The following is a 23,907-nucleotide window of genomic DNA, read 5'->3' as shown; positions in this document are numbered from 1 at the left end:
GCTCATTCCCTCAGTGGGAGATCATCGCATTTGTTACGGACGTGGCTCATCATCACAGGAACGTGACTGAAGAATGCTTGTTCAGTTTTCAAGGGACAGGATAGCTTGAGGGTCGCTTTGAACGCTTGCAGAAGCTATGGCTGTATTGTAACCGATGCGGAACGAAATGAACAGGAACTCAGAGTTCACAATTTTTGAGGGAAATAGGAAGTATCGTTCCTGTTTATCGATGAGCCGTCAAAAATATATTTCTTGACTTTGTGTAAGAAATGAAGTATTATACTCGTAAGAAACTAACTTACGAGTATGGAAATTCGATAAATACACTTTGGGGAGGGAACAAAATGAGCCGATTTTACTGCCGCGATGAGGAACTTCGGAAGTTAAACAAACGATATGAGAATGGAAAGTTTGAATGCGTTGTCATTTACGGCAGACGCCGTGTTGGAAAAACTGCGCTGATCAATGAATTCTGCAAGGATAAACCGACCATTTTTTTCTCTGCCTTGAATACGACCGGAAAAGAAAATCTGGAAGCCTTGTCCAAGGCGATCATGAGTTTTGAACGACCCAATGCAGAATCATCTCCGGAATTTACAACCTACGATGCAGCATTGGACGAACTGACAGCTCTCTCCAAGGAGCAGCGGATCGTATTTGTAATTGATGAGTACCCTTATCTTGCAAAGGCTAAAACCGCTATTTCCGCAATGCTTCAGCACATCATCGACCATAAATGGACAGATTCCCAAATGTACCTGATCCTGTGTGGCTCGTCCATGAGTTTTATGGAAAGTCAGGTCTTGGGCAAAGAAAGCCCTCTGTATGGGCGCAGAACAGCGCAATTCAAGATCATGCCGCTGGATTACAAGGAAACAGCGGTATTCCATCCGAATCTGTCCGAGGAAGATAACGCCTTGATTTATGGCATTACAGGCGGCGTTCCGCATTATATCAACAAATTGGATGTTCGGGACAGCGTAGATGAAGCACTGATGGAAAACTTGTTTGACCGTTCCAGCTACCTCTATGAGGAACCGGCCAACCTGTTAAAGCAGGAGCTGCGTGAGCCGGCAATTTATAATGCAATCATCAAGGCAATTGCAGAGGGGGCTTCTCGCCTGAATGATATCACCACGAAAGTTGGTGAAGAAAACTCTGTGGTGGCGAAGTACCTCAAAACGTTGATAGACCTTGGAATCGTTAAGAAAGAAACACCGATCACTGAGAAACCGGGCAAAAAAACAATCTATCTTCTGGCGGATAATTTTTTCCGATTCTGGTACCGCTTTGTGCCGGTCAATGCAAGTGCCATTGATTCGGGGCGGATCGCAAAGACATACCCTCATGCAGTGAAACAGTATTTTCCGGACTATATGGGTTTGATTTTTGAGAAGATGTGCCAAGACTACTTGCTCTATTATGCGGATGCTCTTCCTATCGAGTTGAGCGAGATCGGGCAGTGGTGGGGAACCGACCCCCAAAAGAAGAAGCAGATACAAATCGACATTGTCGGTACGCCGGTTGAGGGCAATGACTATATCATCGGCTCCTGCAAATACCGCAATGAAAAAATCGGTTTGGACGAACTGGAACTAATTCGGGAATATGCAGCAGTCTTTGGAAAAGGAACAAACTACCACTACTACATTTTCTCGAAAGGCGGATTTACGGACGGACTACTTCAGGCACAGGAACGCGGAGAAGTACAGCTGCTTACCCTTGCCGATATTTTTGAATAACACAAGAAACGCTCTTGTCGTGTGAAACCGGCAGGAGCGTTTCTTATTGAAGTGATTATAAAAGACCTTTGATTTTTTCAAGATGATCTATAGCGGCTTGCAGTTCATTTTGAAACTGAACCTTAGAAGAATCTCGGCCCAGAAGAAGATAATCCATACTGACATGGAAGTATTCTGCAATATCGATCAGGACCTTTACAGAACCGTTGGAACTTCCCCTTTCAAGATCGCCGAGATGACGATATGAAATGCCAAGCCTTTCGGCAAGTTTTTCTTGGGTCAACTTTGCGTTTGTACGCAAAGTGAAAATACGGTTGCCAATAGCATTCGGATCAAAACTCATGTGTAACCTCCAGATTTTCGACAAATCGTGAAAAATCGCAAATTTGGAGTTGCTAAGGATACCGTGCGGCCAGTTCCAACCACGAAGAACGGGCAAAAAGAAACATGAAGCGTCCTTTCCTGCGCCCGACTTGAAAGGACAAAGTTTATCGGAAATTGAAAAGAGGCCGATGTTAAAAACACCGACCTCTTTTATGGAAAGTACGTCTCTGCAGCAAAAGCAGGCCCATCATTCATAGAAAAAGGAAAGGTGTTGTTTAATCGACGAACTTTTTCAGATTGAAAAAATAGTCGATAACCCTTTGCCCAGCTTCTAGAATGGGGCATGTAATTCAAATTGTGGATGCTACGTTTCAATAAAAAAGGGGCTAGTCGCCGCGTGTTGCTTACGCAGTGACTAGCCCCAATTGGCTCTTTGTCGGATCCGATTATCCGACAGCAGTTTCTTTATGTTCATCATGGATTTTGACGATCTTCTTTTCAACTTCATAGACTTTAAGCAGGCCATCGGTTTGAAGCTTTACTTCAGCGCTGTTTCCATGGTCAGTAATTTTGTGAATTGCTTGGATGACACGGAGGTCGTTGCTGGTAATGTGAGGACATTTCTTTTTAGAATTCATGGTAGTAAGCTCCCTTCTCGATGCTTTTTTACGACGCTTTTTACGAAGATACGAAAAGTATGTCCTTTTCGGACTTATATCATATCACGATAACTGTGACGTGTAAATCGCTATAATAACTAATGATGTTTGGTGGAAATATTACAACAAGCACAAAGATTGGTAAAATTTCAATTTAATCTTCCCAAGTCGTAGGAAATGTGATAAACTACCCCTTAGTGTGCTTGAATACAACGTTGTCTATATGAATAAACGTTGCCCCCAAAAGGTCAAAACGATCAAATTGTGAAGATCGTTGTTCACCTTGATGAAAAATTGTCATCTGAAAGCTTGACATAATGGAGATTGAGCATATCTTATTACAACGAAAAAAGGCATCAGAGTCCTCCACTCCTCATGGAAGACTCTGATGCCTTTTTTTGTTACACCAAAAAGAAGCTTTAGTGGATCTCCTGCTCTAACTCATCAAATAGGGGGCCGGAAAAGAATTCTGCCAGTGTAATATCAAGCCCATCACAGAGTTTTTTAACGGTAACAACGGCTATACTCTGCCGGGACGAGTCAAACATACTGTACACCGTAGATGGTGTTACACCGGCGCGGGTCGCCAATTCGTTGGGACATATCCCCCGTTGATCGCAGAGCTGTTCAAAGCGTTTGGCAACGGCATCTTTTACAGTCATGATAAAGTTCACCTCAATATGATGGTACAGAAGTTCGTGCAGTTTTGTATACGCAGCTGCGTATACTGCAAAAGTATTTTATGATATGGCCATTACGCGGCTGCGTAATGGTGAGTAAAGATTTTTTTAACAAAAAAGTATCCTCCATATGGAAAATGGAGGGTTACGGGAAAAATCTGTCGTTATTCCATTATATTTATCGCTTTTCCGCCCCTCATGGACACCTGATGGGAAAATATCCGGTTCATCTCCCGGCGCTTTCGGGTCAGATCAGAATGCACATAGCGTTGCAAAGTGATATTGGCGTTGGTGTGTCCTAACAATTCGCTGAGGGTCTTTACATCGCACCCCGCCTGCAGACAGGTGGTAGCAAAGGTATGGCGCAGCGCGTGCGGACGTACTTGCCGGACAGTTGCCTGTTTCAGATATGCTTTGATGCTTTTCCGGTAGCAGCGGGGTTCGGTAGGCTTAGACTCGTTGCCGGACAGAAACCATGTAGAATTACTGGCGTTTCCGCGCAGCTTTTTCAGCATAATAAGTAACTGTTTCGGGATTGGAATTTCCCGGCGGGAAGTGCGGGTTTTCGGCGTCTGGATAATCACCTTTGTATGCCCATTTCTGCAGGAAATTCGGCAGACAGTCCTGTTGATCTTCAGCGTGCCAAGTTTCAGGTCAAAATCATCCCATTGCAAGCCGCAGATCTCACCAATACGCAGACCCAATTCAAGCCCCAACAGTAGCCCCATCTTGCGTGCTGTTGGGTTCTCCTGCACATATTGATAAAGCCGTTGCTGTTCCGTCGGGGAGAGCGGCGCAGAAATTTTGTCGATAGCCTTTGGCAGTGCCACTTCCAGTTCCATCGGGCGGATTAGGCGTAAGTGCGCGGCATATTTGCAGATACGGCGCAGCATCGAGAGGCATTCCCGGGCAGAAGAATTTCCCAGTGGCTTGTGTGCGGCATCTGTGGGCACGATGATCTGCTGCATGGCCTGTTCGAGGAAGCTCTCGTCAAGGGATGCAACGGACACTTTGCTCAAAACCGGAAGAAGATACTTGTGCAGCGTGTACGAATAATGCGCATAGGTGGATTCTTTTATGCTGTTCCGCTGGGAGTGCAGCCACACCTCGGCCAGTGCTTCAAAGGTCAGGTCAGTTCTTTTCAGGTTGTAGAAGCCTGCCTCGGCTTTCTTTTGAATCAGCACACGTTTGACCTCAGCATAGACCGTGCCATAGACGTAGCCCCACTGGATTTTCCCCTCCGGTGTACGCGCTTTGATGTAGCGGCCTTCCCACCGACCATCTTTGCGTTTGTGAATGTTTTCTCCCCGTCGTGCCATTTCTGTTTCCTCCTGCGTCTTGGACACCCTTCTGACCACTTATTCTGTCTACCTTCGTTTTTAGCTAGATTTTTCATGCGAAACTGGGCAATGTGCAAAAAAGTTTTGGCTTCTGCGATGTTTTTTCTAAGGTCAGGTGGGATACATTTGTAAGGATTTCTATTGATTCCCAGATATAACCATGATAAAATAAGAAAAGAATTCAAACAACGATGTCGAAAGATCGGTATCCTCCATTTTCCATATGGGGGATACCCCTTTGTGCGGGAAGGGGTGAACAAGGTGGCACTGCGTCTGTTTGAGCACAACGAGAAAGCATATCATGCGGCAGTCCGGATGATGGACCAGTATGGCAAAGCTGCCATTGTCCATCCCACCGGCACCGGAAAGAGCTACATTGCGTTCAAGCTGATCGAGGACAACCCGGAGAAGGTCGTGATCTGGCTTTCTCCCAGTGAATACATTTTCAAAACCCAGTTGGAAAGCTTGAAAAAGAACGACCCGGGCTTTCCATTGTCAAATGTTCACTTTTATACCTATGCCAAACTGATGTGCTGTACACAGGCGCAGCTGGAGAAAATTGCAGCGCAGAAGCCTGCCTATATTATACTCGATGAATTCCACCGTGCCGGTGCGGAATGCTGGGGCGAAAGCACGGTGGCTTTATTAAAGTTATGCCCGGAGGCAAAGCTTCTGGGGCTGACGGCAACAAACATCCGGTATCTGGATAATAACCGTGACATGGCCGAAGAGCTCTTTGATGGGCATACGGCGAGCGACATGACCCTTGGCGAAGCAGTCGTCAGGGGCATTTTGCCTGCCCCGAAATATGTGACCACGGTTTATCAGTACCAGAAAGCCCTTGCAAAGTATCAGGCGCGGGTGGATAACCTGCGGACACCGGGCATTCAGGATGTGAATCAGAAATATCTGGATGCCTTGCGCCGCGCCTTGGAACAAGCAGATGGATTAGATAAGGTTTTCGCTCATCATATCACGAACAAGTCTGGAAAGTACATCGTGTTCTGCGCCAATAAGGAGCACATGGACGAAATGATCTCTCATGTGCCGGAGTGGTTTGCAAAGGTGAATGCGGAAGTGGCGGTCTACGAAGCCTACTCGGATGACCCCGGTACAGACAAGGCTTTTGCCGACTTCAAGGCCGATGAAAGTGACCGGCTGAAGCTGCTGTTCTGCATCGACATGCTGAACGAGGGCGTCCATGTGGAGGGGATTTCCGGTGTCATCCTGTTCCGACCTACTATTTCGCCCATTATCTACAAGCAGCAGATCGGCCGGGCTCTGACCGCTGGGGATAATTCCGCTCCACTTATCCTCGATGTTGTCAACAACTTCGAGGGTCTATGCAGCATTGCGGGTCTGCAAGGCGAGATGCAGGAGGCAGTCTACCGCCTGAATGCCAATGGTGAGGGCGATAAGATCGTCACCGAGCGGTTCGAGGTTGTTGAGCAGGTGCATGACTGCCGGGTGCTGTTTGAGCGGCTGCAAGCAAGCTTGTCCTCTAGTTGGGACCATTATTTTTCGGAAGCAAGCATTTACTATGCGGAGCATGGCAGCCTGAATATTCCAAAACGTTATACCACACCGGCGGGATTGAGCCTTGGTGTATGGCTGGTCACCCAGCGCCGGGTGCGAGAGGGACAAATTCAAGGCATCCTGACCGAACAACAGATTCAACGGCTGGACAGCATCGGCATGGTCTGGGGCAACCGGAAGGAAATTGCGTGGCAGCACGGATTTGAGGTCGCAAAGAAATACCACGACACCTACGGAAACCTGATGGTGCCCGGAAAGTATGTGGATCCGGACGGCTATCCCTTAGGACAGTGGATCATCAAGACCCGGCAGCAAAAGCTGAACGGCCGACTGAAGGAAGAACGCATCGCACAGCTTGATGAGATCGGCATGGTGTGGAACATTTTCGATGCCAAGTGGGAAAAGGCTTATGCGCTGGCTGCGGCTTATTATGAGGAAAACGGCAACCTGAATATCCCACGTTCCTATGTGACAGCGGCCGGCGAACGGCTGGGACAATGGGTCGAAAGCCAGCAATGGGCGTACCCGAAAGGAAAACTGACGGAGGAACAGGTCGAGCGGCTCAGCCGGATCGGGATGTACTGGGGCAATCGCAATGACCGCAAGTGGAACGAGGGGTATCAGGAGGCAAAGCGCTATTTTGATGCCCACGGCGACCTGAACGTCCCAGCAGAATATGTGTCACCGGGCGGTTACAACCTCGGAAATTGGGTCAAACGGCAGCGGTATACCCGCCAGAATTCTGAAAAAAGCGGCGCTGTTTTGACAGAGGAACGGATCGCAAAGCTGGATGCCATCGGGATGCGGTGGGGGAACCGGAAACGTGCCGTAGGCGCACCGGAGCAAAATGAACTGATTTTCACCAGACCGGACAAGGCTGGTTAAGCCGATGGGTATGTGCCCAGAAAGCGACTGCTGCAAGGTTGGTCGGAAAAAGATGAGTGAAGTGCAAAAAGAAAAGCTAAAGGAGTTATTGGGGGATTATGTCAAAATTTCAGCATGATGTGATGTTGCGGGTCGTGAAGATTCTGAATGTTCTGATGATCGAGCTGCCGTTTGCGGCCTGCTGGTTCCTGTACTACTCGCACCAGACCTATGCCAATCTGGCATGGAAGGGTCATTTTGCGATATTAGGTCTGTTTTTTATCCTGTACATTGCACTGGGTAAGGTCTACGATGCGTTCTGGATGTCCATGCAGCGGGTCTCGGAGCTGGTGTACGGCCAGATCCTTGGCGCTATGGCAACCGATGGTATTTTGTATATTGTAATCTGCCTGATGTCGGCAAAGCTCTGCAATCTGCTGCCGGGTATTGCGGCAATTGTAGGGCAACTGGTGATGGCTGCAATCTGGGCATCCTGCGCACATAAATGGTACTACACGACCTTCCCACCGCAGAAGACCGCTGTGGTCTACGATGTGCGGCACGGCATGGAAAAGCTCATTAACGAGTACGGTCTGAGTCAGAAATACGACGTGCAGGTCACCCTGAGCGTGTCGGAGTGCTTGGCAGACCTGAGCATTCTGGACGGTATGGAAGCGGTTTTTGTTAGCGGCGTCCACAGCCATGAACGCAACATTATTCTGAAGCACTGCGTAGGGAAAGGCATCAATATGTTCGTCATCCCCCGTGTGGGCGATGTTATCATGAGCGGCGCATGGCCGATGCATATGTTCCATCTGCCGATGCTGCGCGTCGGTCGTTACATGGCTAGCCCGGAGTTCCTGCTCGTTAAGCGCGCGATGGACATTGTGATCTCGCTGGTGGCACTGATCATCCTGAGCCCGCTGTTCTTGATCACAGCTATTGCAGTCAAGTCCGATGGTGGCCCTGCCTTCTACAAGCAGGTGCGTCTGACCAAGGACGGCAAGCAGTTCGAGATTTTGAAGTTCCGCTCTATGCGTGTGGATGCAGAAAAGGATGGCGTGGCCCGTCTTTCCACCGGCGACAAGGATGACCGTATTACCAAGGTCGGTCACATTATCCGCGCCTGCCGTCTGGATGAGCTGCCCCAGCTGCTGAACATCCTGAAGGGTGACTTGTCTGTTGTGGGCCCTCGTCCGGAGCGCCCGGAGATCGCCGCCCAGTACTGCGAGGAGATGCCGGAGTTTGCGCTGCGTTTGCAGGCAAAAGCCGGTCTGACCGGTTATGCGCAGGTGTACGGTAAGTACAACACCACCCCCTACGATAAGCTCCAGATGGATTTGATGTATATTGCCCATCCAAGCCTGATCGAGGATCTGAAAATCATGCTGGCAACCGTGAAGATCCTGTTTATGCCGGAGAGCACTGAAGGTGTGGCAGAAGGTGCGACTACAGCCATGGGTGGCGGGAAGCACTGATTTGCCGCCACCTGCCGGATGGAGCAGAAATATTGAAACGGCTCAGATGCGGGGAAACCATGCCGGGGCTGTTTCGTGAAGATGTGGAGAGGAGTAAGGATAAAGGAAGATGCTACACAAGGAGTTCGGTTTGATAAGCATTATCATGGCGGCCTACAATGCGGAAAAAACAATAGAGCTGGCGATTGAATCCGTGCTGAATCAGACCTATTCAAACTTCGAGCTGCTTGTTATCAATGACTGCTCAAAGGATAGAACAGCAAAGCTGGTCGAGGCTTTTTCTGCGAAAGACAACCGAGTGCGTTTGATTTCTAATGAGAAGAACTGCGGCGTATCCTTTACTCGCGAGCACGGCTTGGAAGAGGCAAAGGGCGCATGGATTGCGGTTCTTGATAGCGATGACGCATGGGCACCGGAAAAGCTAGAAAAGCAGATTGAGCTTCAAAATAGAACGAATGCAGATTTGCTTTTTACGGGTTCCGCTTTTATGGATTCGGATGGGCGCCCAATTGATTGGTATCTTCATGCTCCGGAAGAAGTCACTTACCGCCAGCTACTGAAGCAGAATATTCTTTCCAATTCCTCTGCGCTTGTCCGCAAGGAGTTGTATGCGAAGTACTATGCAGTAGGCGATGGAATGCACGAGGATTTTGCCATCTGGCTCAGTATCCTGAAAGAAGGAAAGAAAGCCTATGGTGTGGATGAACCGCTGCTCATCTACCGGATTGCAAAGTCGTCGAAGTCGGGCAACAAGGTCAAGGCTGCGAAGATGAACTGGAATACATATCGGTATATCGGATTGAACCCAGTAGAGGCAGCTTATTATGAGGGCTGGTACATGATTAAAAATGTGATCAAGTATACGAATATTAAAATTTCCGGGGGCAAGATGAGGTAATTTATATTGCTTCGCTTGATATTCTGATTTTCCCTGAGCAACTGCATGAAGAACAACTGGAGGCCGCATAATGGGTTCCAAGTATTCTGTATTAATGTCAGTTTATCACAAAGAAAAACCAGAATATCTGAAGCAGGCAATTGAAAGCATTCAAGCACAGACACTCCAAACGGATGACTTTGTACTGGTTTGTGATGGCCCGCTAAATCCGGAGCTGGATGCCGTGATTGCAGCAAAGCAACAGGAGATGGGCAACACTTTGAATGTTGTCCGGCTGGCGAAGAACGGTGGTCTTGGGAATGCACTGAACGAGGGTATCAAGCACTGCAAAAATGAGCTGGTTGCCCGGATGGACAGTGACGATATTTCGCATTATGACCGTTGTGAGAAACAGCTTGCTGTGTTCAACACACGCCCAAAGGTTAGTATATGCTCCGGTATTGTGGAGGAATTTACTACATCTCCGGAAATTGTCGATGCGAGGCGTGTGCCCCCAGAAACCAATGCTGAGATTGTGGAGTTTGCAAAGGAGCGTACCCCATTCAATCACCCGTGTGTGATGTATAAAAAATCGGCGGTCGAGGCGGCTGGCTCATACCAGGACTTCTATTTGCTAGAGGACTATTATCTTTGGCTGCGGATGCTGATGGCTGGATATCAGGGCTACAACATTCAAGAGCCGCTGCTACATATGCGGGCTGGTTCAGAGATGTATAAACGGCGTGCCGGCTGGAAGTATGCCAAAACGCAGATGAGGTTGTTCAAGTATATGAAGGACAGCGGGTTCATTGGGAATGGCCAGTACATTAAAAGCTGTTTAATCCGCAGTGGTTCGGCGCTGGCTCCAAATTGGTTGCGGAAACTTGTGTTTGAAATAGCGCTGAGAAAATAAAACGGGAACGCAAAACTCAATTTTTAAGTAAGTGAACCATAAAAGAGCAGGAATCTATTATGCAAGAGAAGTATGTGATTATTGTCCCAACACATAGCAGTTATATTGATGTATGCGAAAACTTTATAGAAGTATTGCATAGGAATTGGAATCCGGAAAAATATATTTGCATTTTATCTATTTGTGGTCCACAGTATAAAGGAAAAATCTCGGAAGGATGGAATGTCGTTTATAACGGAGAAAACACTCCATTGCCTACATGTGTGTATAATGCAGCATCTTTATATCCATCAGATTACTACTTTGTTTTTTTGGGAGATGCTTTTATTGATGGAAAAGTTTCTGATAGCTATATTTCCGAATTGCTAAACGAACTGCGCAACGAAAAAATAGGATATTGTAAATTGGAACCACAGGGTCATTGGGCAAAAACCAAATGCGCAGGGAAATTGATTCGCTACATTCAGAAAAGCGAAAGATATGCACATAGTTTTGTTGCGTATGTGGCATCCGGCAAGTTTATTCGTGAGGAATTTTGTGAAAATATTACTGATCGAGAGTTCGAATTAAAATATTTGGAAATAGCGAATGATCCGAAGAGTAAAAATTCTTTTTTTGATGACCGAGTTATTGTGTTAAGAAATGAATTTTCAATAACTGCTGGAATAGAAAAAGGCATGTGGGACAGGGGGGTACTCAATCGGCTAAAAAAGAGATATCCTGATGTTACATTTGCAGAAAGAGATAAGGTCGGAATAGCTCAGCAGCTTTATATGAAAGCGAGATTGAGGTTGTTGCCTTTTGTCCCGAATGGTCTCAGGCGTGTAATAAAGAGCAAGATGATGAGATGCTTTGGGAAATGGATGGATACAAAGATATGAGATTTGCAGCGTGTGTTGTACTATACAATCTTGAAGAGAAAGAGACTGTACGAATAAAGGAATATTCAGCGTCATTCGATGCGGTATATTTGATTGATAATTCAGCGCAAGATGATTCAAAGAGATGGGGCGAAACCGAGAATCTTTTCTATCATTGGAATGGTGGAAATCTAGGGCTTCCGTCATCTTTTAACTGGATACTCGATAAAGAAAAAGAACGATTTGATTATATTTGTTTGCTTGATCAAGATAGTGTTTTTACGAAGGACAGCATTGAAGCGATAAAGAATGATATTGAAACTCATAAAGAGTACATAAGTGCTAATGTGGGTATCGTTGCTCCGTTCGTCAATTACAATGGCGGATTGTACAGCGCAGAAGAAAAGAATGTAAAGGTCAATTGGGCAATCACATCCGGGTCATTTATTAACACCGGAATTGTAAAAAAAGAAAACATTCAATACGACGAGAAATATTTCATTGATCGATGTGAAGTGGATTTCTGTAAACAACTAACATTGAAAAACTATGAAATTTGGATGTATAAAGGAGCAGTACTAAATCAACAACTCGGTGATGACAATGGAACAAAGCATACGAGTCACAGCGTAGAAAGGCACTACTATATCTTTAGAAACCGCTTTTACTTTAATAAGAAATTCTTTCCATTGGCAAAAAGAATTTTTCTGGATTTGCTGCAGAGCCTAAAGCATATTTTGCATATTTTGTTTTATGAGTCTGATAAAGCAAAAAAAATCGGCATGATTTATCCTGCTTATAAGGATTATAAAACTGGGTATCTAGGAAAAAAGATTTTTCTGAAATAGTTGAATGATGGAAGATAACTATTTAACGTTGGAAATGTAGATATGTATATAAGAACAAATCAAAAAAAAATATTCGACTACATTTATTTGATTCTAGGAACAGCTTGGCTTTTACTGATGATGGCTGTTCCCAGAGCCTATACAAGCATAAAAATGGGACTGCTTGCAGTTCTGTGTGGAGTGAGTTTTCTTGAATGCCTTTATCGCAGAACGAGAGTTAGAACTGTATACTACGCTGCCACAATAGGATTCATTGGGTATTTTTTACTTTCGTTGTGCTATGGGATTTTGTCTGGCTATAAATTTGAGAGTGTTGACAATGCGTTGATAAATTACTACTTTGTCACTCCAATTGTTTCCCTATTTCTGGGAATGATATTTGAAAAAGAAAGTCGATGGGGATACGTAGATTCGTTCTTGATTTACGGTGGGACTGCCATTGTGGTTCTGAATATCGGAGCAATTTTAGCCAATTTTGGAGTTATTCCTAAGTTCGCGATTTTTAATCTGATGTATGTATCAAGTGCGGTTATCAAATCCAATGAGCTTTCTCTTAGAATGTCTAATGAACCAGCGCTGATATTTATCCTTCCCTATATGATCACAATGCTTTATAAAGCAAAAGAGTTAAAAAAGCGCAAGCGATTTTGTTTGTATCTTGGTGTAATAGCTGGCTGTTCCTATGCCATTATCAGCGGTCGAAAAACGCTGGAGATTCTAATTGCGGGTGCATTTTTGGTTTTAGCAGCTCGTACGATGAGAAAATGTTCGGCACAGACAGCAGTCAAGAGCATATTTGCGGTAATTATTGGCGGTACTGTATTGTATGGTGTGATGGACTATATTAGCAAAAAGCTTGGCATTGACAATATATTTCAAACGGCAATCAATACAATCTTTTACGGATTGAGTTCAAATGCAGTTGGTGTAAAACAGCGAAATGGAAATATGGGGGCACTTCTCAATGGCTGGCTTGATAATCTACATACGGTGTTTATTGGACATGGCCTGAATTCATACGTAGAAACCAGTTTGGCAAACAAAACTACAATGTGGTCGTATGAGGTATATTATCATGCACTTCTATATCAATGCGGTATTATCGGATTAGGGATTCTTGTGTTTGCATTGTGGTCTTTTGTCAAACCCTTATGGAAAAGGGCGGCACTGGAATACGATAATATATGCTTTAGTTATATAGTTGCCATTTTGGCTTTTGTGGTTGCTGGTGGAACAAATCCAATGTTGTACTATGCATGGTTCTGGACCTTTTTGTGGGGGGCAAAAATACATTATGACAACGAAAAAAATAAAATCGCTGAATTCCAGTAATGCAGCGCAGGTGGTGCGTAAGATCTTATTTCGGGCGAGACTCATCGTTGCAAATCCATCCAATTGGAAATATTTGAACGCATTGGATCTTACTCCGGTACAAAATGGTGTTATTGTATTGACTCATGAGTCCAATCGGCTTGGTGCAAGTATGCTTGCGGAAAATATAGCGAAAGAAGCCAAAAATCAAGGATCGTGTATCTATATTCTGACAAGACAATTTGGGGAGCTAAATCAAGAGTACGCCCAAACTGCACCACTCCGGATCGTCTTTTCAAAGATAAAAATGAAAAGCGTTTTGAAAAAGTTGCATACTGCAGGCTATAATCGTCTTTTGGCCAATACAGTTGTCAACGGAGATTGTATAAGAATCGCAAAAGAATGTGGTTATACCGTGGTCTCACTGATCCATGAAATGCCCAAGGTTATTCAACAGCTGCAAGCAGAAAGTTCACTAAAAGAACTAGAAAAATATTCGGATTGTGTGGTATTTCCGACAAAGGGAATGCAAAAAAAGATAACCGGACAATTTTGTGTGACACCCAACAGCTGGGAAATTAAGCCACAGGGAATTTATCTTCAGGATGTGGATTCTAACACGTTGAATAAGACAACGAGGGATATTTTAGGTAAGTTAAATAAATCTGAAAAAATCAAAATTGCAGTTGGAGTCGGGAATACCACAGAAATAAAAGGATTCGACTATTTCCTTAAAATGGCAAGAAAGGCTCCAACGGATATTTTATTTGTATGGGCGGGAAAAAAAGAAAGCTTCTATGATATATGTCTTTCGAAAGGGAGTGTTCCGACAAATTTTGTTTATCTTGGAAAATTGACAACGGCAGCAGAGATGGCTGCATTATATACCATTGCGGATGTGTTGGCGATGACATCAAGAGTAGACACTTTCCCTTCCGCAGTTCTGGAGGCAATGAAGTTTGGAACGCCTGTAATTGGATTCGCAGAATCCGGTGGAGTATCCGAAGTGGTTCAAAACGGAGTGAATGGCACACTGATAGATAAAATGGGAGACACTGATGCTTTTCTGCAGGCTATTATCAGTATTGTTCAAAACACCAGTCAATATATGTCATTAAGCAAAAATGCAAAGAAAACTGCATTGAATTATAGTTTTGAAAACTATGTTCGTTTTTTGATGGCATTGTTTGATGAGAAATCCGAGGTGTGAAATGAATCTGAAGAGAATTAAATTGTCCCTTAATTTGTGGAGAGTCGCACCGCTTTGGCGGCTATGTCACACATCGAAAGCATGGCCGTTGATTGAAGCAGACTTGAAGCGATGGAAACAAGTCGATAAAAAGAAATGTTCTGATTTTCAATTTTTTGGCAATTCGCTTCTAACAAAAAAGGAGTTCCGCAATTTACTACAATACCGGCTTCATTACGCAAAATCATATGTGGCAGATTTCTTTACAAGATTTTTTTTCCCACTAATGGAAACATTGATGATCCGTCCGGACATGAAAGCGGGTATACAACATGGTTTTGCGACAATTATTGCAGCTGAAGAGATTGGCGAAAACTTCTGGGTGAATCAACAGGTAACGATAGGTTATAAAAATGGTAAAGCGCCTGTCATCAAGGATAATGTAAGTGTATTTGCAGGAGCTATTATAATTGGCGGCATCACGGTGGACTCGGATTCAAAAATCGGAGCGGGCGCAACCGTAGTAGATGATGTTCCTGCAAATGCTGTAGTTATTTCGCCAAAAGCGAACATTTATAGCAGTGGATTTATCAAGGGAACCAAGACATCATGAAAAAAATATTATGTGTTTGCAACACGTACTTCCAGCTGATTGGAATGATACAATTAAAGACCACGTTATTTCAGCAGGACGAGCTCACAGCTGTTTTTACAGACCACTCCAAAGACGCAGAGCAGACCGTTGACCGGTTGAATGCTCGGTCAATTTTTGAACATTGTTATTTGTGGAAAAGTAAAAAACAGCTGGCTTTGCAAACTTCCAGCCGAAGAGAGAATATATCGGTCATTATAAAGGAAATATCCGGACTATCCGGATTCGGCAATCTGTTTGAAAATGAATTTTATGATGAACTGATCTACTATAACCAGTTTGACAATCTTAAAGTTGTTTTCGCAGAACTTTATGAGAAGAATCCTCAAATTAAAGTCTCTCGATTTGAGGAGGGTATCTTCTCTTATGCAGATGGAGAGTATCTAGCAAAAAAAGATAAAATCGTAAACCCACTACGGAAAATTCTAGGAAAGAAAACACTTTTAGAGTGTCAGCAAAATTTCTATTGTTTTTATCCGGAGCTGTACGAGGGTCATTTGAATCCGGTGCAGATTCCCAGAATTGAGGCAGATGGAAAAACAGCGCAAGTTCTTTCAAAGCTGTTTGATACGTCAACGGCGGTTTATCCTCAAAAGTATATTTTCTTTTCCAGTGTATTTGATTTTGAGGGCGGCGCACCGGTCGGCGAACTTGAGGTGATCAAAAAGGCGGCAGCACTGGTTGGCAGCGAAAACCTGATCGTTAAAGTGCACCCGCGCGATTCAATCGACCGATTCGTTTCTGCTGGATTGAACGTGGATAAAAATTCCGCAATTCCTTGGGAAGCAATTCAGCTAGGTCGTGATTTTTCCAATCATGTTTTTTTGACGGTCAATTCTGGAAGTGTTTTGAGTGTCAGTATGTTGCAGGAGAAAAAGCCGAAAATCCATTTCCTCTATAAATTGTGCGATTTGAGTGGGAATCCTTCCGCTGCGGCCAATACAAAGAAAATCAACGAGATTTTAAGCGAAGCCCGTTTGAAAGATAAACTTTCCGATGTGGATGCACCGGAAACGCTGGATGCAATTTTGGATTGAGAAGGTGGCAGGATGGATAATCGCTATAAATACCTGATAAAAAATACAGGAATTCTTACCATCAGCAGTTTCTCAACCAAAATTTTGACATTCCTGATGGTTCCACTCTACACCAGCGTTCTGACGACAGAAGAATATGGAACATATGATTTGGCTGTTTCAACTGTTTCGCTTCTGATTCCAATTCTTTCAGTGAATATTGTCGATGGTGTTATGCGTTACAGCATGGATTCCAGATATGACCGGGCCGATATTTTTTCGATTGGATTGCGGCGCATTTCAGTTGCGACATTCATATTTGCGGCAATTTTAGCATTTAATAGTATTTTTCAAATTACAAGTGTTTTTGCGGGAAAAGAACTGCTGATTCTTTTATATTTTATTTCAACATTGCTTTATTCTCTTCTGACGCAGTTTGCAAAGGGATGCGAAGCTGTGAAACAAATGGCAATTGCCGGAATTATCAGCACGATTTGTCTGGTAGGAACGAATATTTTGCTTCTTCTGGTCTTCAAACTGGGAGTCACTGGATTCTTTATTGCTTCTTGTGCGTCCCAACTGATTCCTGCAATTTATCTGGCAGCTCGGCTGAAAATATGGAATTATACGCATCTTAAAATCAACAAACAGGTACAGGCGGAGGTTCTAAAATACAGTGCACCACTAGTTCTCACGGCAGTCGGTTGGTGGGTCAATAGTGCATCAGACAAATATGTGGTGTCGTTTTTGATTGGTGTTTCTGCAAATGGTATTTTGTCCGTTGCATATAAGATTCCAACGATTCTCAATACGATACAGCAGCTATTTTTGCAGGCGTGGCAGATTTCCGCAGTAAAAGAGTATAACGCAGATTCTAAAGCATTTTATCAAGAAACCTTTCAGATTTTGGATGCGCTAATGTCTCTTTTAGCACTTGGTCTGATATTGACGACTCGCATATTGGCGCATGCTTTATATGCAAAGGATTTCTTCGTTGCATGGAAGTATGTTCCCTTTTTGCTTATCAGTAGCGTGATCAATACGGCCTCTGGTTATTTGGGAGCAATCCTTTCCGCAAAAAAAGATTCCAAAACGATGGGCGAATCGGCTGTGATCAGTGCCATTGCAAATACAGTGATGAACATTGTCTTTGTAAAATTGTTTGGTGTTCAAGGCGCAACAATTGCCACGGCCCTTTCGAGTTTTCTGATTTTTGCAATTCGAGCACATCATACGCAAGATGTGCTACCGAAGAAAAGTATTTTTACATCCTTTTTCGTTTGGCTTATGTTGTGCGTGACAGCGTGGTTATATGTTTATTCTAAACACTATATCTTGATTCTGATTCCGATGGTAGCCGTTTTAATGTGCTATAGAAAAGTGTATTATACACTGCTTTATAGTGCAAAAAGAATTATAAAAAAGAAATAAAGCAGGAGGATTGTATGAAAATTAAAGCACTTGTCGCAGTTCGCTCTGGTTCTATGCGAGTGAAAAATAAAAACATTCGTCCATTTGCAGGGAGCACTCTTCTGGAAGTCAAACTTGCGCAATTAAAACGCATTGATTCGTTGGATGGAATTATTGTCAACTCCAATGATCCTACAATGTTAAATATTGCACAAAACATGGGATGTGAAACAGTGTTGCGTGATCCGTATTTTGCATCCAACACGGTTTCCATGAGCGATGTTTACAAAAATATGGCTGAAAACTGTGACTGTGATGTGATTGCTTACATCAACGCAACAAATCCATTGTTGGAAGATAAGACGATTGTTGATGCAATTACCTCGTATAAAAAAATGGTTGCAGAAGGGGCGTTTGATTCTTTGAATTCTGCCCATCTTGTTAAGGAATTTCTATTCAAGGATAATTTGCCTATCAATTATGATTTGCGCCATCAGCCTAGAAGTCAAGATCTTCCGGATATTGCAGCACTTAATTTTGCAATCAATATTATCTCAAGAGAAAAAATGATTGAGTGCAAGAATGTTGTTGGCTATCACCCCAATATTTATTTGATTGATGAAGTTGAAGCAACTGATATTGATAATCCGATTGACTTTGACTTTGCGGAGTTTGTTTACAGACGTAAGTTGATTTCTGCTGGGGGGGGGCAGCATCTAACTGCTTCCGTCTAAGTGCAGGGCAATATGCTGGCACCGCAAGGAAGGTGGCAGCATGAAAACGGCATGTTTTATTCCGATTAAAGCAAACTCAGAAAGAGTACCCGGTAAGAACCTTCGCATCTTGAATGGGAAGAAACTTTATCAATATATTTGCGAACATGTAAAAACGGCAGCGGTTTTTGATGACGTTTATATTGATACAAATAGTAGCGAAATTGCAGAGTATGCTGATAAAATGGGATTTCATGTATTGGAACGAAAGCCTGAATTGGCACAGAACACTGCAAACGGAAATGATCTTCTGGTCTATCATTACAATCTCTGCCCGGAGTATGATTACTATTTTCAACTCTTTGCAACAGCTCCATATCTTCAACCTGAAACGATTCAAGAGTGTGTTAATCGTTTGACTGCGAGTGAAGTTTATGATTCTGTATTTACTGCAACAGAAAATCATGGCTTTTACTGGCTGAATGGCACACCTATCAATTATCGGCCGGGAATTTTGCCGCGCAGTCAAGATATGCTTCCTGTCGTTGAAGAAAGTACAGGATTGTATGGGATTACGAAGGAATCTTTAGAGAAATATAGATGCAGAATCGGGAGAAAACCTTATATTTATTCTATAAGTAAGTTTGAAGCAGTTGACATTAATACAGAAGAAGATTTGAAGATTGCTGAGTATGTTGGGAGAATGATTTTCAATCTGTAAAGAAAAATTAGGAGGACAACATGAAAAGAACCTTTGATACCGTTGAAGAACGTCTAGATTACATCGAATTTAGAGAAAACCTTCTTTATGCAAAGAGTCCTGTGGATCGAGTGCTTTTTGAAAACGAACTGACGGAACCCGAATATAAGGCGATTATGGATGTGATGGAAGATTGTCGTCAGAAGCTTGCAAATGGAGAGCGTGTTTCTAACGCATCTTTTGAACAGGCCATTTACGCAATTGTTCCGGATGATAAACATGATTATCATATGTGTGAAGCGCTTGCGGAGGCTTTTGCAGCGGAGCATCGGTGGGAAGAGGTTTTCCCTGCATTGTATGGCGATATGGCAAAATATGGCGGCTGATAAAAACTGCCTATTCGCATTGACGGAGATACCTTGCGATTATTTATAGTGGGTGCTATACTGAAGCCATCAAAAAACATTGGAGGTGTCCCCTATGCCCCGTCCCAAAGGAAGCAAGAACAAGCCCAAGACCGTAAAAGCAACCGTTGACTTTGCTACACAGATTGCTGAAAAGCAGGCTGCAAAGGAAGCCGTTGCCGCCGAAATTGCATCGATCACTGCGAATATTGACACTTTGAAAGCAGACCTGAAAACCAAGAAGGCAGAGCTGAAATCTATCGACAAGGAAATCGCCAGAATCGAGGCTAAAAAGATCAAAGCTGAAACCAAAGCGGCGGAATCGGCAAAGAAAGCCGAAGCAGAGGACGTGCTGAAAAAGCTGCTGGCCAGTGGTGTCAGTGCAGACGATATCCTCGCAAAGCTGAAGTGATTTAAAATTTCTGACGCAGTAGTTGACGGGAATATCTACGTCGCAAGCAGTGCATTCGTGCGCACAAATGCAAATTTTGCGTTGCAAAATGCTTGTTGGGAAATCCCAAACCCTTTCTGATCTGCACCGTTCCGGTGCAGGCTACGCGTTCCTTCCGAACGCTTTTGAATGTGTCAATACAAACTCTCTCCAAAAATCCGAGTCGCTTTTTGGTGCAAGCGTCAATGGCATAACTCCGATGTTCGTGGTAGAATAGGTGCGTTGTGTGCCTGACGCATAAAAACGGAAAGGACGATGCAGAAATGGAGCAGCTATATCTGATGCCCGGTGACGAACGCTACACAAAATTTCAGGATGAGAACGGTGTGCCGAAAATCCGTTACACCTACTGCTCCCTGCACGGCAAGCTGTTCAACTGCACCTGCCGAACGAAAGATGAAGCCCAGCGGCTGTGTGAAGATTGGCTCGTTTCGCAGGATCGCTGCTACATAAACTAAAAAAGTCGCCGAGGATTCCGCCCCATGAAAGGGTTAGAATCCTCGGCGACTTTCGTTTATCGGGTCTGCTGCTTTTCCTGTGCGTCTTTTTCTTCTGCGAAGAACAATTCAATATTTTTCTGTGCCTTTACCAACTCCTGCATTTCTTCTCGTACCTTGCGATAGTCCGGGTAGGCTGCTTTCTTTTGGGTCAGAAGATCGGAATACTCTGCATTCAGTGCTTTGACCTTCGGTAGCTTTTTTAAGCCTGTTTCATCGAAAGCGGCCTTGGCTGCTTTGTGCAGTGTGATTTCTTCGCGGTGAGTATCCAGAAACTTTTTGCTATATCCCGCTTTCCGGTAGGCATCGTAGACTGGGTGGGTCTTGGCGTAATTGACGATGTGCGTTTTCAGCACAGCAATTTCCGCCATCCGTGTTTCAGCGGCTTTGATGGAATCTCCCAGCTGGTGGTATTTTTCTGTTGCCGCCGCTGTGCGTTCATTCAGTTCATCTGCGCTGCCAATTTTGTGCTCCTGCAAGAAAATCAGCGTCTTGGACATTTCTTTCAAATTATATTTTTTCGCCCATCGTGCATAGCCTTCGCTTTTTCCCTCGGCCAGCTTTGCCTGAATGTCAACCAGCAATTGGAAGGGCGGCTCTTGGAGCGGCTGTATTTGACGTGGATGGTGTTCAGTTTTTCCCGCAATCACCACTTGCAGTTCATCCTCGCTGTACCCAGCCCCCAGTGTTTTGAAGCGTATGAACCGTTTTTGCCGTGCGCCCTTGACGGAGGTGTATTTTCCACGCTTGACCTCATAACCTTGCTGTTCCAGTTTTTGCAGAAAATCTTCGTAATCCTTGGGCTTTTCTGCAAGGATGCTGTCGATGATTCCACACAGGCGGTCACGGTTGCTCTCCTTGGGCGGATAAAGAACACGCTTCTGTCGCTCCCGGTAGGGCTTCTTTTCAATAACAGACAACTGGTGTTCCAGACAAATCAGATCACTCAACCGTTGCACTGCCAACGCCGAAAAGAAAAAATTCCGGAACTTTTTGGTGCCATCCAATGCTGTGGAGTTGAAGATCACATGGTTGTGGATGTGCTGCCGGTCCGTGTGCGTTGCCACCACAAAGGCGTGTTTGCCCTTGGTAAAGCGCATGGCCAGTTCGTAGCCCACCTTGTTAGCCTCCTCTGCGGTGATTTCCCCCGGACAAAAGGACTGCCGAATCTGGTAGGCGATGATGTCACTTTTCTGTCTGCGCCCGGTGGCAAGTTCATACTGCCGCTTGGTAAGCATAAATTCTTCATCGACTGTCAGAGGACTGCACTCGTGGCAACTCACCAATTCACCTTGCTCGGTCTTATCGGGGTTCTGCACATAGTCTGTGCGGCTTTTCAAACAGGCCGCAACAGTCTTTCCCTTATTCTTGTGCAATGCGATCAATCGTGTCGCAGCCATCCTAAATCACCCCCATAAAAGGAAAATGCCGCCCGAAGGCGGCAAAGGATTAAAACTATTTCTTACAGTTCTGCAAGCCATTCACTAAAACGCCCGATACCCTCGGTGATGGCAGTTGCACCGAAAAAGAGGATGAAGCAGATGAACTCGGCCACCAGCAGGATAAGAAACTGATCCCAAGTTTGACGGCAGGCGGTGTAGATGCCGCAGCCGAAGATGTAGAGCATCAGCGGAGCGACCACATAACTGGACAAAGTGAGCAGCCACTTTGCCATCAGAGCCAAAAACGCCACAAAGAGAGAAATCGGGAAAAGAACAATTTTCTTCAGCATAGACATCATATCAGGCACTTCCTTCCTGTTCGCCCTTATTATAAAGGTATCGACTACTGCGTTGCAAGGATGTCAAGCGTTATATGTACACCCGCAGTCCTCCAACTGCGGGAATTTTTATAGCTCTGCCAGCTTGGAAAGAATCTGCTTGCCGATATCAATCAGTTCATCCAGCCGGGTGCGTAGATCGGCAAGGTCGGCAGCATAGATCTTGCCGCTTTCGTTGACGCGTTTTGCTACCTGATTCAAGTTATTGCTGCAATTCTGGAGCAAATAAGCCATGCGCCGCAGCTGCGGAAGGTCGAGATTCAGGCAGTAGCCATCCAATGCCATTTTGCGGATATAGGCACTCAGGCTGTGGATGCCCATGCCATACATCTTATCTAAAATGCAGCTCCGTTCTTCATCAGTCACACGAATAAAGAGACGGTGTTCCCGCTTTTTCAAATTATCGGCCCTCCTTATCCAGATAGCTTTTGAACGGCTTGACAGGCTCCGGCTGATTGGTCTTTTCCCCCAGTGCAGCCAGCACAGACGGACGAGTTGCAGGTGTTTCGGTTTCCTCGGTTTCTTCGGGAGCATCCTGCGAGGAACGGCGGTCACGGTCGATGTTCAGCAAGGCGTTCAATTCAGCAAGGCGGGCAGACTTTTCGGCCAGTTCTTCCTCCTGTGCAAAGGGCTTTGCCACTTCGACCTCTGCGGCCTGCTTCTGCTGTTCAAGGTTTTGCAGAGCATTTTCGGCATCTGCAATACGGTCAGCAAAATTGTCGATGGCATTGTCCAGACGAGTGATATTGCCGCGCGCATCATCGCCCAGCGACACCGGGTAACTCAACTCTGCCCGGAGTACGGCCTGATGCTCATTTTTGAAGCTGTCGAACCGGATGTTCAGTTCAAAGCCACGGTAGGTGCCCAGCAGCATCATATCGGCATTGGGCATCTCCTGCCGAGCCAGCAGCAGCCGTTCGCCCGCAGCCTTTTTGTCATCGTACACCATACCTTTGATGGTCATACCGCAGAAGTTTTCTTTGTCCTGCGGGTGTGCTGCTGCAATCTGTGAATCCTGCTGCAAAGCAGCAATGCGGGTTTTCTGTTTCTGGATTTCTTCTGGGAATGTTTTGAGCAGCTTATCTTCCAGACGATATTTCTGATTCTGGAAGTCACCGCGCAGAACTTTCAATTTTGCCACCTGCACGTCCAAATCCATCTTTTCCCGGATGCGCGGATCACCGGCACACAAAGCCTTGATTTCGGCGTAAGACAGAGCCTGCTCATCAATATCATCGCAGGAGCGCATAGGCGACTTGCTCGTCATGATCTGCGAAATGAACTTCTGCTTATTCTCTAAGGTCTGGTACAAGTATGCGTCAAATGTCGATTCCGTGACGTAATTATAGACGTACACTTGTTTGTTTTGATTGCCTTGGCGGATGATTCTGCCATTGCGCTGAGTCATATCCGACGGACGCCAGCCTACATCCAGATGATGCACTGCCACAAGAAGCGTCTGGACATTTGTACCGGCTCCCATTTTTGCAGTGCTGCCCAGCAGCACACGCACCTGTCCGCTGCGCACCTTGGAGAAAAGTTCTGCTTTCTTGTTCTCCGTATCTGCGTTGTGGATGAACTCGATTTCCTGTTCGGGCACACCGGCGTTGAGCAGCTTGGTGCGAATATCATCATAGACGTTGAACGAACCGTCCCCCTTGGG

25 protein-coding genes are annotated in these 23,907 nt (G+C 44.9%); 17 read left to right on the top strand and 8 right to left on the bottom strand.

From position 1 onward, the window contains the following. Positions 1-344 precede the first annotated feature (344 nt). On the top strand, positions 345-1,742 hold the full coding sequence (locus tag WMO44_RS12430) for an ATP-binding protein (RefSeq protein ID WP_349152786.1): 1,398 nt from the start codon (positions 345-347) through the stop codon (positions 1,740-1,742). 55 nt (positions 1,743-1,797) lie between these two features. On the opposite strand, the gene WMO44_RS12425 is transcribed toward WMO44_RS12430, so the two are convergent. From WMO44_RS12425 to WMO44_RS12410, 4 genes are all read right to left on the bottom strand, one after another. Next, positions 1,798-2,085: a helix-turn-helix domain-containing protein gene (locus WMO44_RS12425; protein ID WP_349152785.1), complete on the bottom strand. Its 288-nt coding sequence runs from the start codon at positions 2,083-2,085 to the stop codon at positions 1,798-1,800. 427 nt (positions 2,086-2,512) lie between these two features. Next, positions 2,513-2,704 carry a hypothetical protein gene (locus WMO44_RS12420; protein ID WP_349152784.1) on the bottom strand — a complete coding sequence of 64 codons (192 nt, stop codon included), beginning with the start codon at positions 2,702-2,704 and terminating at the stop codon, positions 2,513-2,515. A gap of 440 nt (positions 2,705-3,144) precedes the next feature. Beyond that, on the bottom strand, positions 3,145-3,387 hold the full coding sequence (locus WMO44_RS12415) for a helix-turn-helix domain-containing protein (RefSeq protein ID WP_349152783.1): 243 nt from the start codon (positions 3,385-3,387) through the stop codon (positions 3,145-3,147). A gap of 182 nt (positions 3,388-3,569) precedes the next feature. After that, positions 3,570-4,724 (bottom strand): tyrosine-type recombinase/integrase, encoded by a 1,155-nt coding sequence (locus WMO44_RS12410; protein WP_494337429.1) that lies wholly within the window; start codon positions 4,722-4,724, stop codon positions 3,570-3,572. 282 nt (positions 4,725-5,006) lie between these two features. On the opposite strand from WMO44_RS12410, the gene WMO44_RS12405 reads away from it, so the two are divergent. The 16 genes from WMO44_RS12405 to WMO44_RS12330 all read left to right on the top strand — a co-directional run bounded on the left by WMO44_RS12405 (position 5,007) and on the right by WMO44_RS12330 (position 20,425). Then, positions 5,007-7,166 (top strand): Helicase associated domain protein, encoded by a 2,160-nt coding sequence (locus tag WMO44_RS12405; protein ID WP_349152781.1) that lies wholly within the window; start codon positions 5,007-5,009, stop codon positions 7,164-7,166. 98 nt (positions 7,167-7,264) lie between these two features. Then, entirely contained in the window at positions 7,265-8,623 is a 1,359-nt protein-coding gene (locus WMO44_RS12400; RefSeq protein WP_349152780.1) for a sugar transferase, read from the top strand. Between the two features lie 130 nt (positions 8,624-8,753). Next, positions 8,754-9,521, top strand: coding sequence for a glycosyltransferase family 2 protein (locus tag WMO44_RS12395; protein WP_349152779.1), 768 nt, complete (start codon positions 8,754-8,756; stop codon positions 9,519-9,521). Positions 9,522-9,591: 70 nt separating this feature from the next. Continuing rightward, complete coding sequence (locus WMO44_RS12390) at positions 9,592-10,413, top strand: glycosyltransferase (RefSeq protein WP_349152778.1); 822 nt, start codon at positions 9,592-9,594, stop codon at positions 10,411-10,413. Between the two features lie 59 nt (positions 10,414-10,472). After that, complete coding sequence (locus WMO44_RS12385; RefSeq protein WP_349152777.1) at positions 10,473-11,294, top strand: hypothetical protein; 822 nt, start codon at positions 10,473-10,475, stop codon at positions 11,292-11,294. After that, positions 11,273-12,121: a glycosyltransferase family protein gene (locus WMO44_RS12380; RefSeq protein ID WP_349152776.1), complete on the top strand. Its 849-nt coding sequence runs from the start codon at positions 11,273-11,275 to the stop codon at positions 12,119-12,121. The genes WMO44_RS12385 and WMO44_RS12380 overlap by 22 nt, the downstream gene beginning before the upstream one ends. 42 nt (positions 12,122-12,163) lie before the next feature. After that, complete coding sequence (locus WMO44_RS12375) at positions 12,164-13,453, top strand: O-antigen ligase family protein (protein WP_349152775.1); 1,290 nt, start codon at positions 12,164-12,166, stop codon at positions 13,451-13,453. Continuing rightward, positions 13,416-14,642, top strand: a complete 1,227-nt coding sequence (locus tag WMO44_RS12370; RefSeq protein ID WP_349152774.1) for a glycosyltransferase — start codon at positions 13,416-13,418, stop codon at positions 14,640-14,642. The genes WMO44_RS12375 and WMO44_RS12370 overlap by 38 nt, the downstream gene beginning before the upstream one ends. Before the next feature lies 1 nt (position 14,643). Further along, positions 14,644-15,234, top strand: a complete 591-nt coding sequence (locus tag WMO44_RS12365) for an LbetaH domain-containing protein (RefSeq protein WP_349152773.1) — start codon at positions 14,644-14,646, stop codon at positions 15,232-15,234. Continuing rightward, positions 15,231-16,310: a polysialyltransferase family glycosyltransferase gene (locus WMO44_RS12360; protein WP_349152772.1), complete on the top strand. Its 1,080-nt coding sequence runs from the start codon at positions 15,231-15,233 to the stop codon at positions 16,308-16,310. Before WMO44_RS12365 ends, WMO44_RS12360 begins: the two co-directional genes overlap by 4 nt. 12 nt (positions 16,311-16,322) lie before the next feature. After that, positions 16,323-17,720, top strand: coding sequence for a lipopolysaccharide biosynthesis protein (locus WMO44_RS12355; protein ID WP_349152771.1), 1,398 nt, complete (start codon positions 16,323-16,325; stop codon positions 17,718-17,720). Between the two features lie 14 nt (positions 17,721-17,734). Then, complete coding sequence (locus WMO44_RS12350; RefSeq protein WP_349152770.1) at positions 17,735-18,433, top strand: acylneuraminate cytidylyltransferase family protein; 699 nt, start codon at positions 17,735-17,737, stop codon at positions 18,431-18,433. A gap of 40 nt (positions 18,434-18,473) precedes the next feature. Then, positions 18,474-19,133 (top strand): acylneuraminate cytidylyltransferase family protein, encoded by a 660-nt coding sequence (locus WMO44_RS12345; protein ID WP_349152769.1) that lies wholly within the window; start codon positions 18,474-18,476, stop codon positions 19,131-19,133. Between the two features lie 20 nt (positions 19,134-19,153). Then, complete coding sequence (locus WMO44_RS12340) at positions 19,154-19,498, top strand: DUF1878 domain-containing protein (RefSeq protein ID WP_349152768.1); 345 nt, start codon at positions 19,154-19,156, stop codon at positions 19,496-19,498. Positions 19,499-19,592: 94 nt separating this feature from the next. Next, positions 19,593-19,928: a hypothetical protein gene (locus tag WMO44_RS12335; RefSeq protein WP_349152767.1), complete on the top strand. Its 336-nt coding sequence runs from the start codon at positions 19,593-19,595 to the stop codon at positions 19,926-19,928. A gap of 302 nt (positions 19,929-20,230) precedes the next feature. Then, positions 20,231-20,425 carry a DUF3873 family protein gene (locus tag WMO44_RS12330; RefSeq protein WP_097773950.1) on the top strand — a complete coding sequence of 65 codons (195 nt, stop codon included), beginning with the start codon at positions 20,231-20,233 and terminating at the stop codon, positions 20,423-20,425. 56 nt (positions 20,426-20,481) lie between these two features. Here WMO44_RS12330 and WMO44_RS12325 read toward each other — a convergent pair whose 3' ends face one another. From WMO44_RS12325 to WMO44_RS12310, 4 genes are all read right to left on the bottom strand, one after another. After that, the gene (locus tag WMO44_RS12325) at positions 20,482-21,864 is read right to left on the bottom strand and encodes a relaxase/mobilization nuclease domain-containing protein (RefSeq protein ID WP_097773949.1); all 1,383 of its coding nucleotides are present in this window, start codon (positions 21,862-21,864) and stop codon (positions 20,482-20,484) included. 62 nt (positions 21,865-21,926) lie between these two features. Then, positions 21,927-22,205, bottom strand: a complete 279-nt coding sequence (locus WMO44_RS12320; RefSeq protein WP_097773948.1) for a hypothetical protein — start codon at positions 22,203-22,205, stop codon at positions 21,927-21,929. Positions 22,206-22,313: 108 nt separating this feature from the next. Next, entirely contained in the window at positions 22,314-22,643 is a 330-nt protein-coding gene (locus tag WMO44_RS12315; protein ID WP_097773947.1) for a plasmid mobilization protein, read from the bottom strand. 1 nt (position 22,644) lies between these two features. After that, positions 22,645-23,907 (bottom strand): helicase-related protein (locus WMO44_RS12310; RefSeq protein ID WP_349152766.1); only part of this gene is annotated, 1,263 nt, incomplete at its 5' end.

Origin of the sequence: Faecalibacterium tardum (assembly GCF_040096515.1) — a bacterium.
GTDB lineage: Bacteria > Bacillota > Clostridia > Oscillospirales > Ruminococcaceae > Faecalibacterium > Faecalibacterium tardum.
This window is presented reverse-complemented; position numbering and strand designations above follow the sequence as displayed.

What these genes read in the sequence shown, in the direction of transcription:
- WMO44_RS12325 (WP_097773949.1), bottom strand. Translation starts at nt 21,864, where the DNA reads ATGGCTGCGACACGATTGATCGCATTGCACAAGAATAAGGGAAAGACT.
- WMO44_RS12365 (WP_349152773.1), top strand. Translation starts at nt 14,644, where the DNA reads ATGAATCTGAAGAGAATTAAATTGTCCCTTAATTTGTGGAGAGTCGCA.
- WMO44_RS12350 (WP_349152770.1), top strand. Translation starts at nt 17,735, where the DNA reads ATGAAAATTAAAGCACTTGTCGCAGTTCGCTCTGGTTCTATGCGAGTG.
- WMO44_RS12380 (WP_349152776.1), top strand. Translation starts at nt 11,273, where the DNA reads ATGGATGGATACAAAGATATGAGATTTGCAGCGTGTGTTGTACTATAC.
- WMO44_RS12375 (WP_349152775.1), top strand. Translation starts at nt 12,164, where the DNA reads ATGTATATAAGAACAAATCAAAAAAAAATATTCGACTACATTTATTTG.
- WMO44_RS12370 (WP_349152774.1), top strand. Translation starts at nt 13,416, where the DNA reads ATGACAACGAAAAAAATAAAATCGCTGAATTCCAGTAATGCAGCGCAG.
- WMO44_RS12430 (WP_349152786.1), top strand. Translation starts at nt 345, where the DNA reads ATGAGCCGATTTTACTGCCGCGATGAGGAACTTCGGAAGTTAAACAAA.
- WMO44_RS12360 (WP_349152772.1), top strand. Translation starts at nt 15,231, where the DNA reads ATGAAAAAAATATTATGTGTTTGCAACACGTACTTCCAGCTGATTGGA.
- WMO44_RS12400 (WP_349152780.1), top strand. Translation starts at nt 7,265, where the DNA reads ATGTCAAAATTTCAGCATGATGTGATGTTGCGGGTCGTGAAGATTCTG.
- WMO44_RS12390 (WP_349152778.1), top strand. Translation starts at nt 9,592, where the DNA reads ATGGGTTCCAAGTATTCTGTATTAATGTCAGTTTATCACAAAGAAAAA.
- WMO44_RS12330 (WP_097773950.1), top strand. Translation starts at nt 20,231, where the DNA reads ATGGAGCAGCTATATCTGATGCCCGGTGACGAACGCTACACAAAATTT.
- WMO44_RS12355 (WP_349152771.1), top strand. Translation starts at nt 16,323, where the DNA reads ATGGATAATCGCTATAAATACCTGATAAAAAATACAGGAATTCTTACC.
- WMO44_RS12335 (WP_349152767.1), top strand. Translation starts at nt 19,593, where the DNA reads ATGCCCCGTCCCAAAGGAAGCAAGAACAAGCCCAAGACCGTAAAAGCA.
- WMO44_RS12385 (WP_349152777.1), top strand. Translation starts at nt 10,473, where the DNA reads ATGCAAGAGAAGTATGTGATTATTGTCCCAACACATAGCAGTTATATT.
- WMO44_RS12415 (WP_349152783.1), bottom strand. Translation starts at nt 3,387, where the DNA reads ATGACTGTAAAAGATGCCGTTGCCAAACGCTTTGAACAGCTCTGCGAT.
- WMO44_RS12345 (WP_349152769.1), top strand. Translation starts at nt 18,474, where the DNA reads ATGAAAACGGCATGTTTTATTCCGATTAAAGCAAACTCAGAAAGAGTA.
- WMO44_RS12410 (WP_494337429.1), bottom strand. Translation starts at nt 4,724, where the DNA reads ATGGCACGACGGGGAGAAAACATTCACAAACGCAAAGATGGTCGGTGG.
- WMO44_RS12320 (WP_097773948.1), bottom strand. Translation starts at nt 22,205, where the DNA reads ATGATGTCTATGCTGAAGAAAATTGTTCTTTTCCCGATTTCTCTCTTT.
- WMO44_RS12420 (WP_349152784.1), bottom strand. Translation starts at nt 2,704, where the DNA reads ATGAATTCTAAAAAGAAATGTCCTCACATTACCAGCAACGACCTCCGT.
- WMO44_RS12340 (WP_349152768.1), top strand. Translation starts at nt 19,154, where the DNA reads ATGAAAAGAACCTTTGATACCGTTGAAGAACGTCTAGATTACATCGAA.
- WMO44_RS12425 (WP_349152785.1), bottom strand. Translation starts at nt 2,085, where the DNA reads ATGAGTTTTGATCCGAATGCTATTGGCAACCGTATTTTCACTTTGCGT.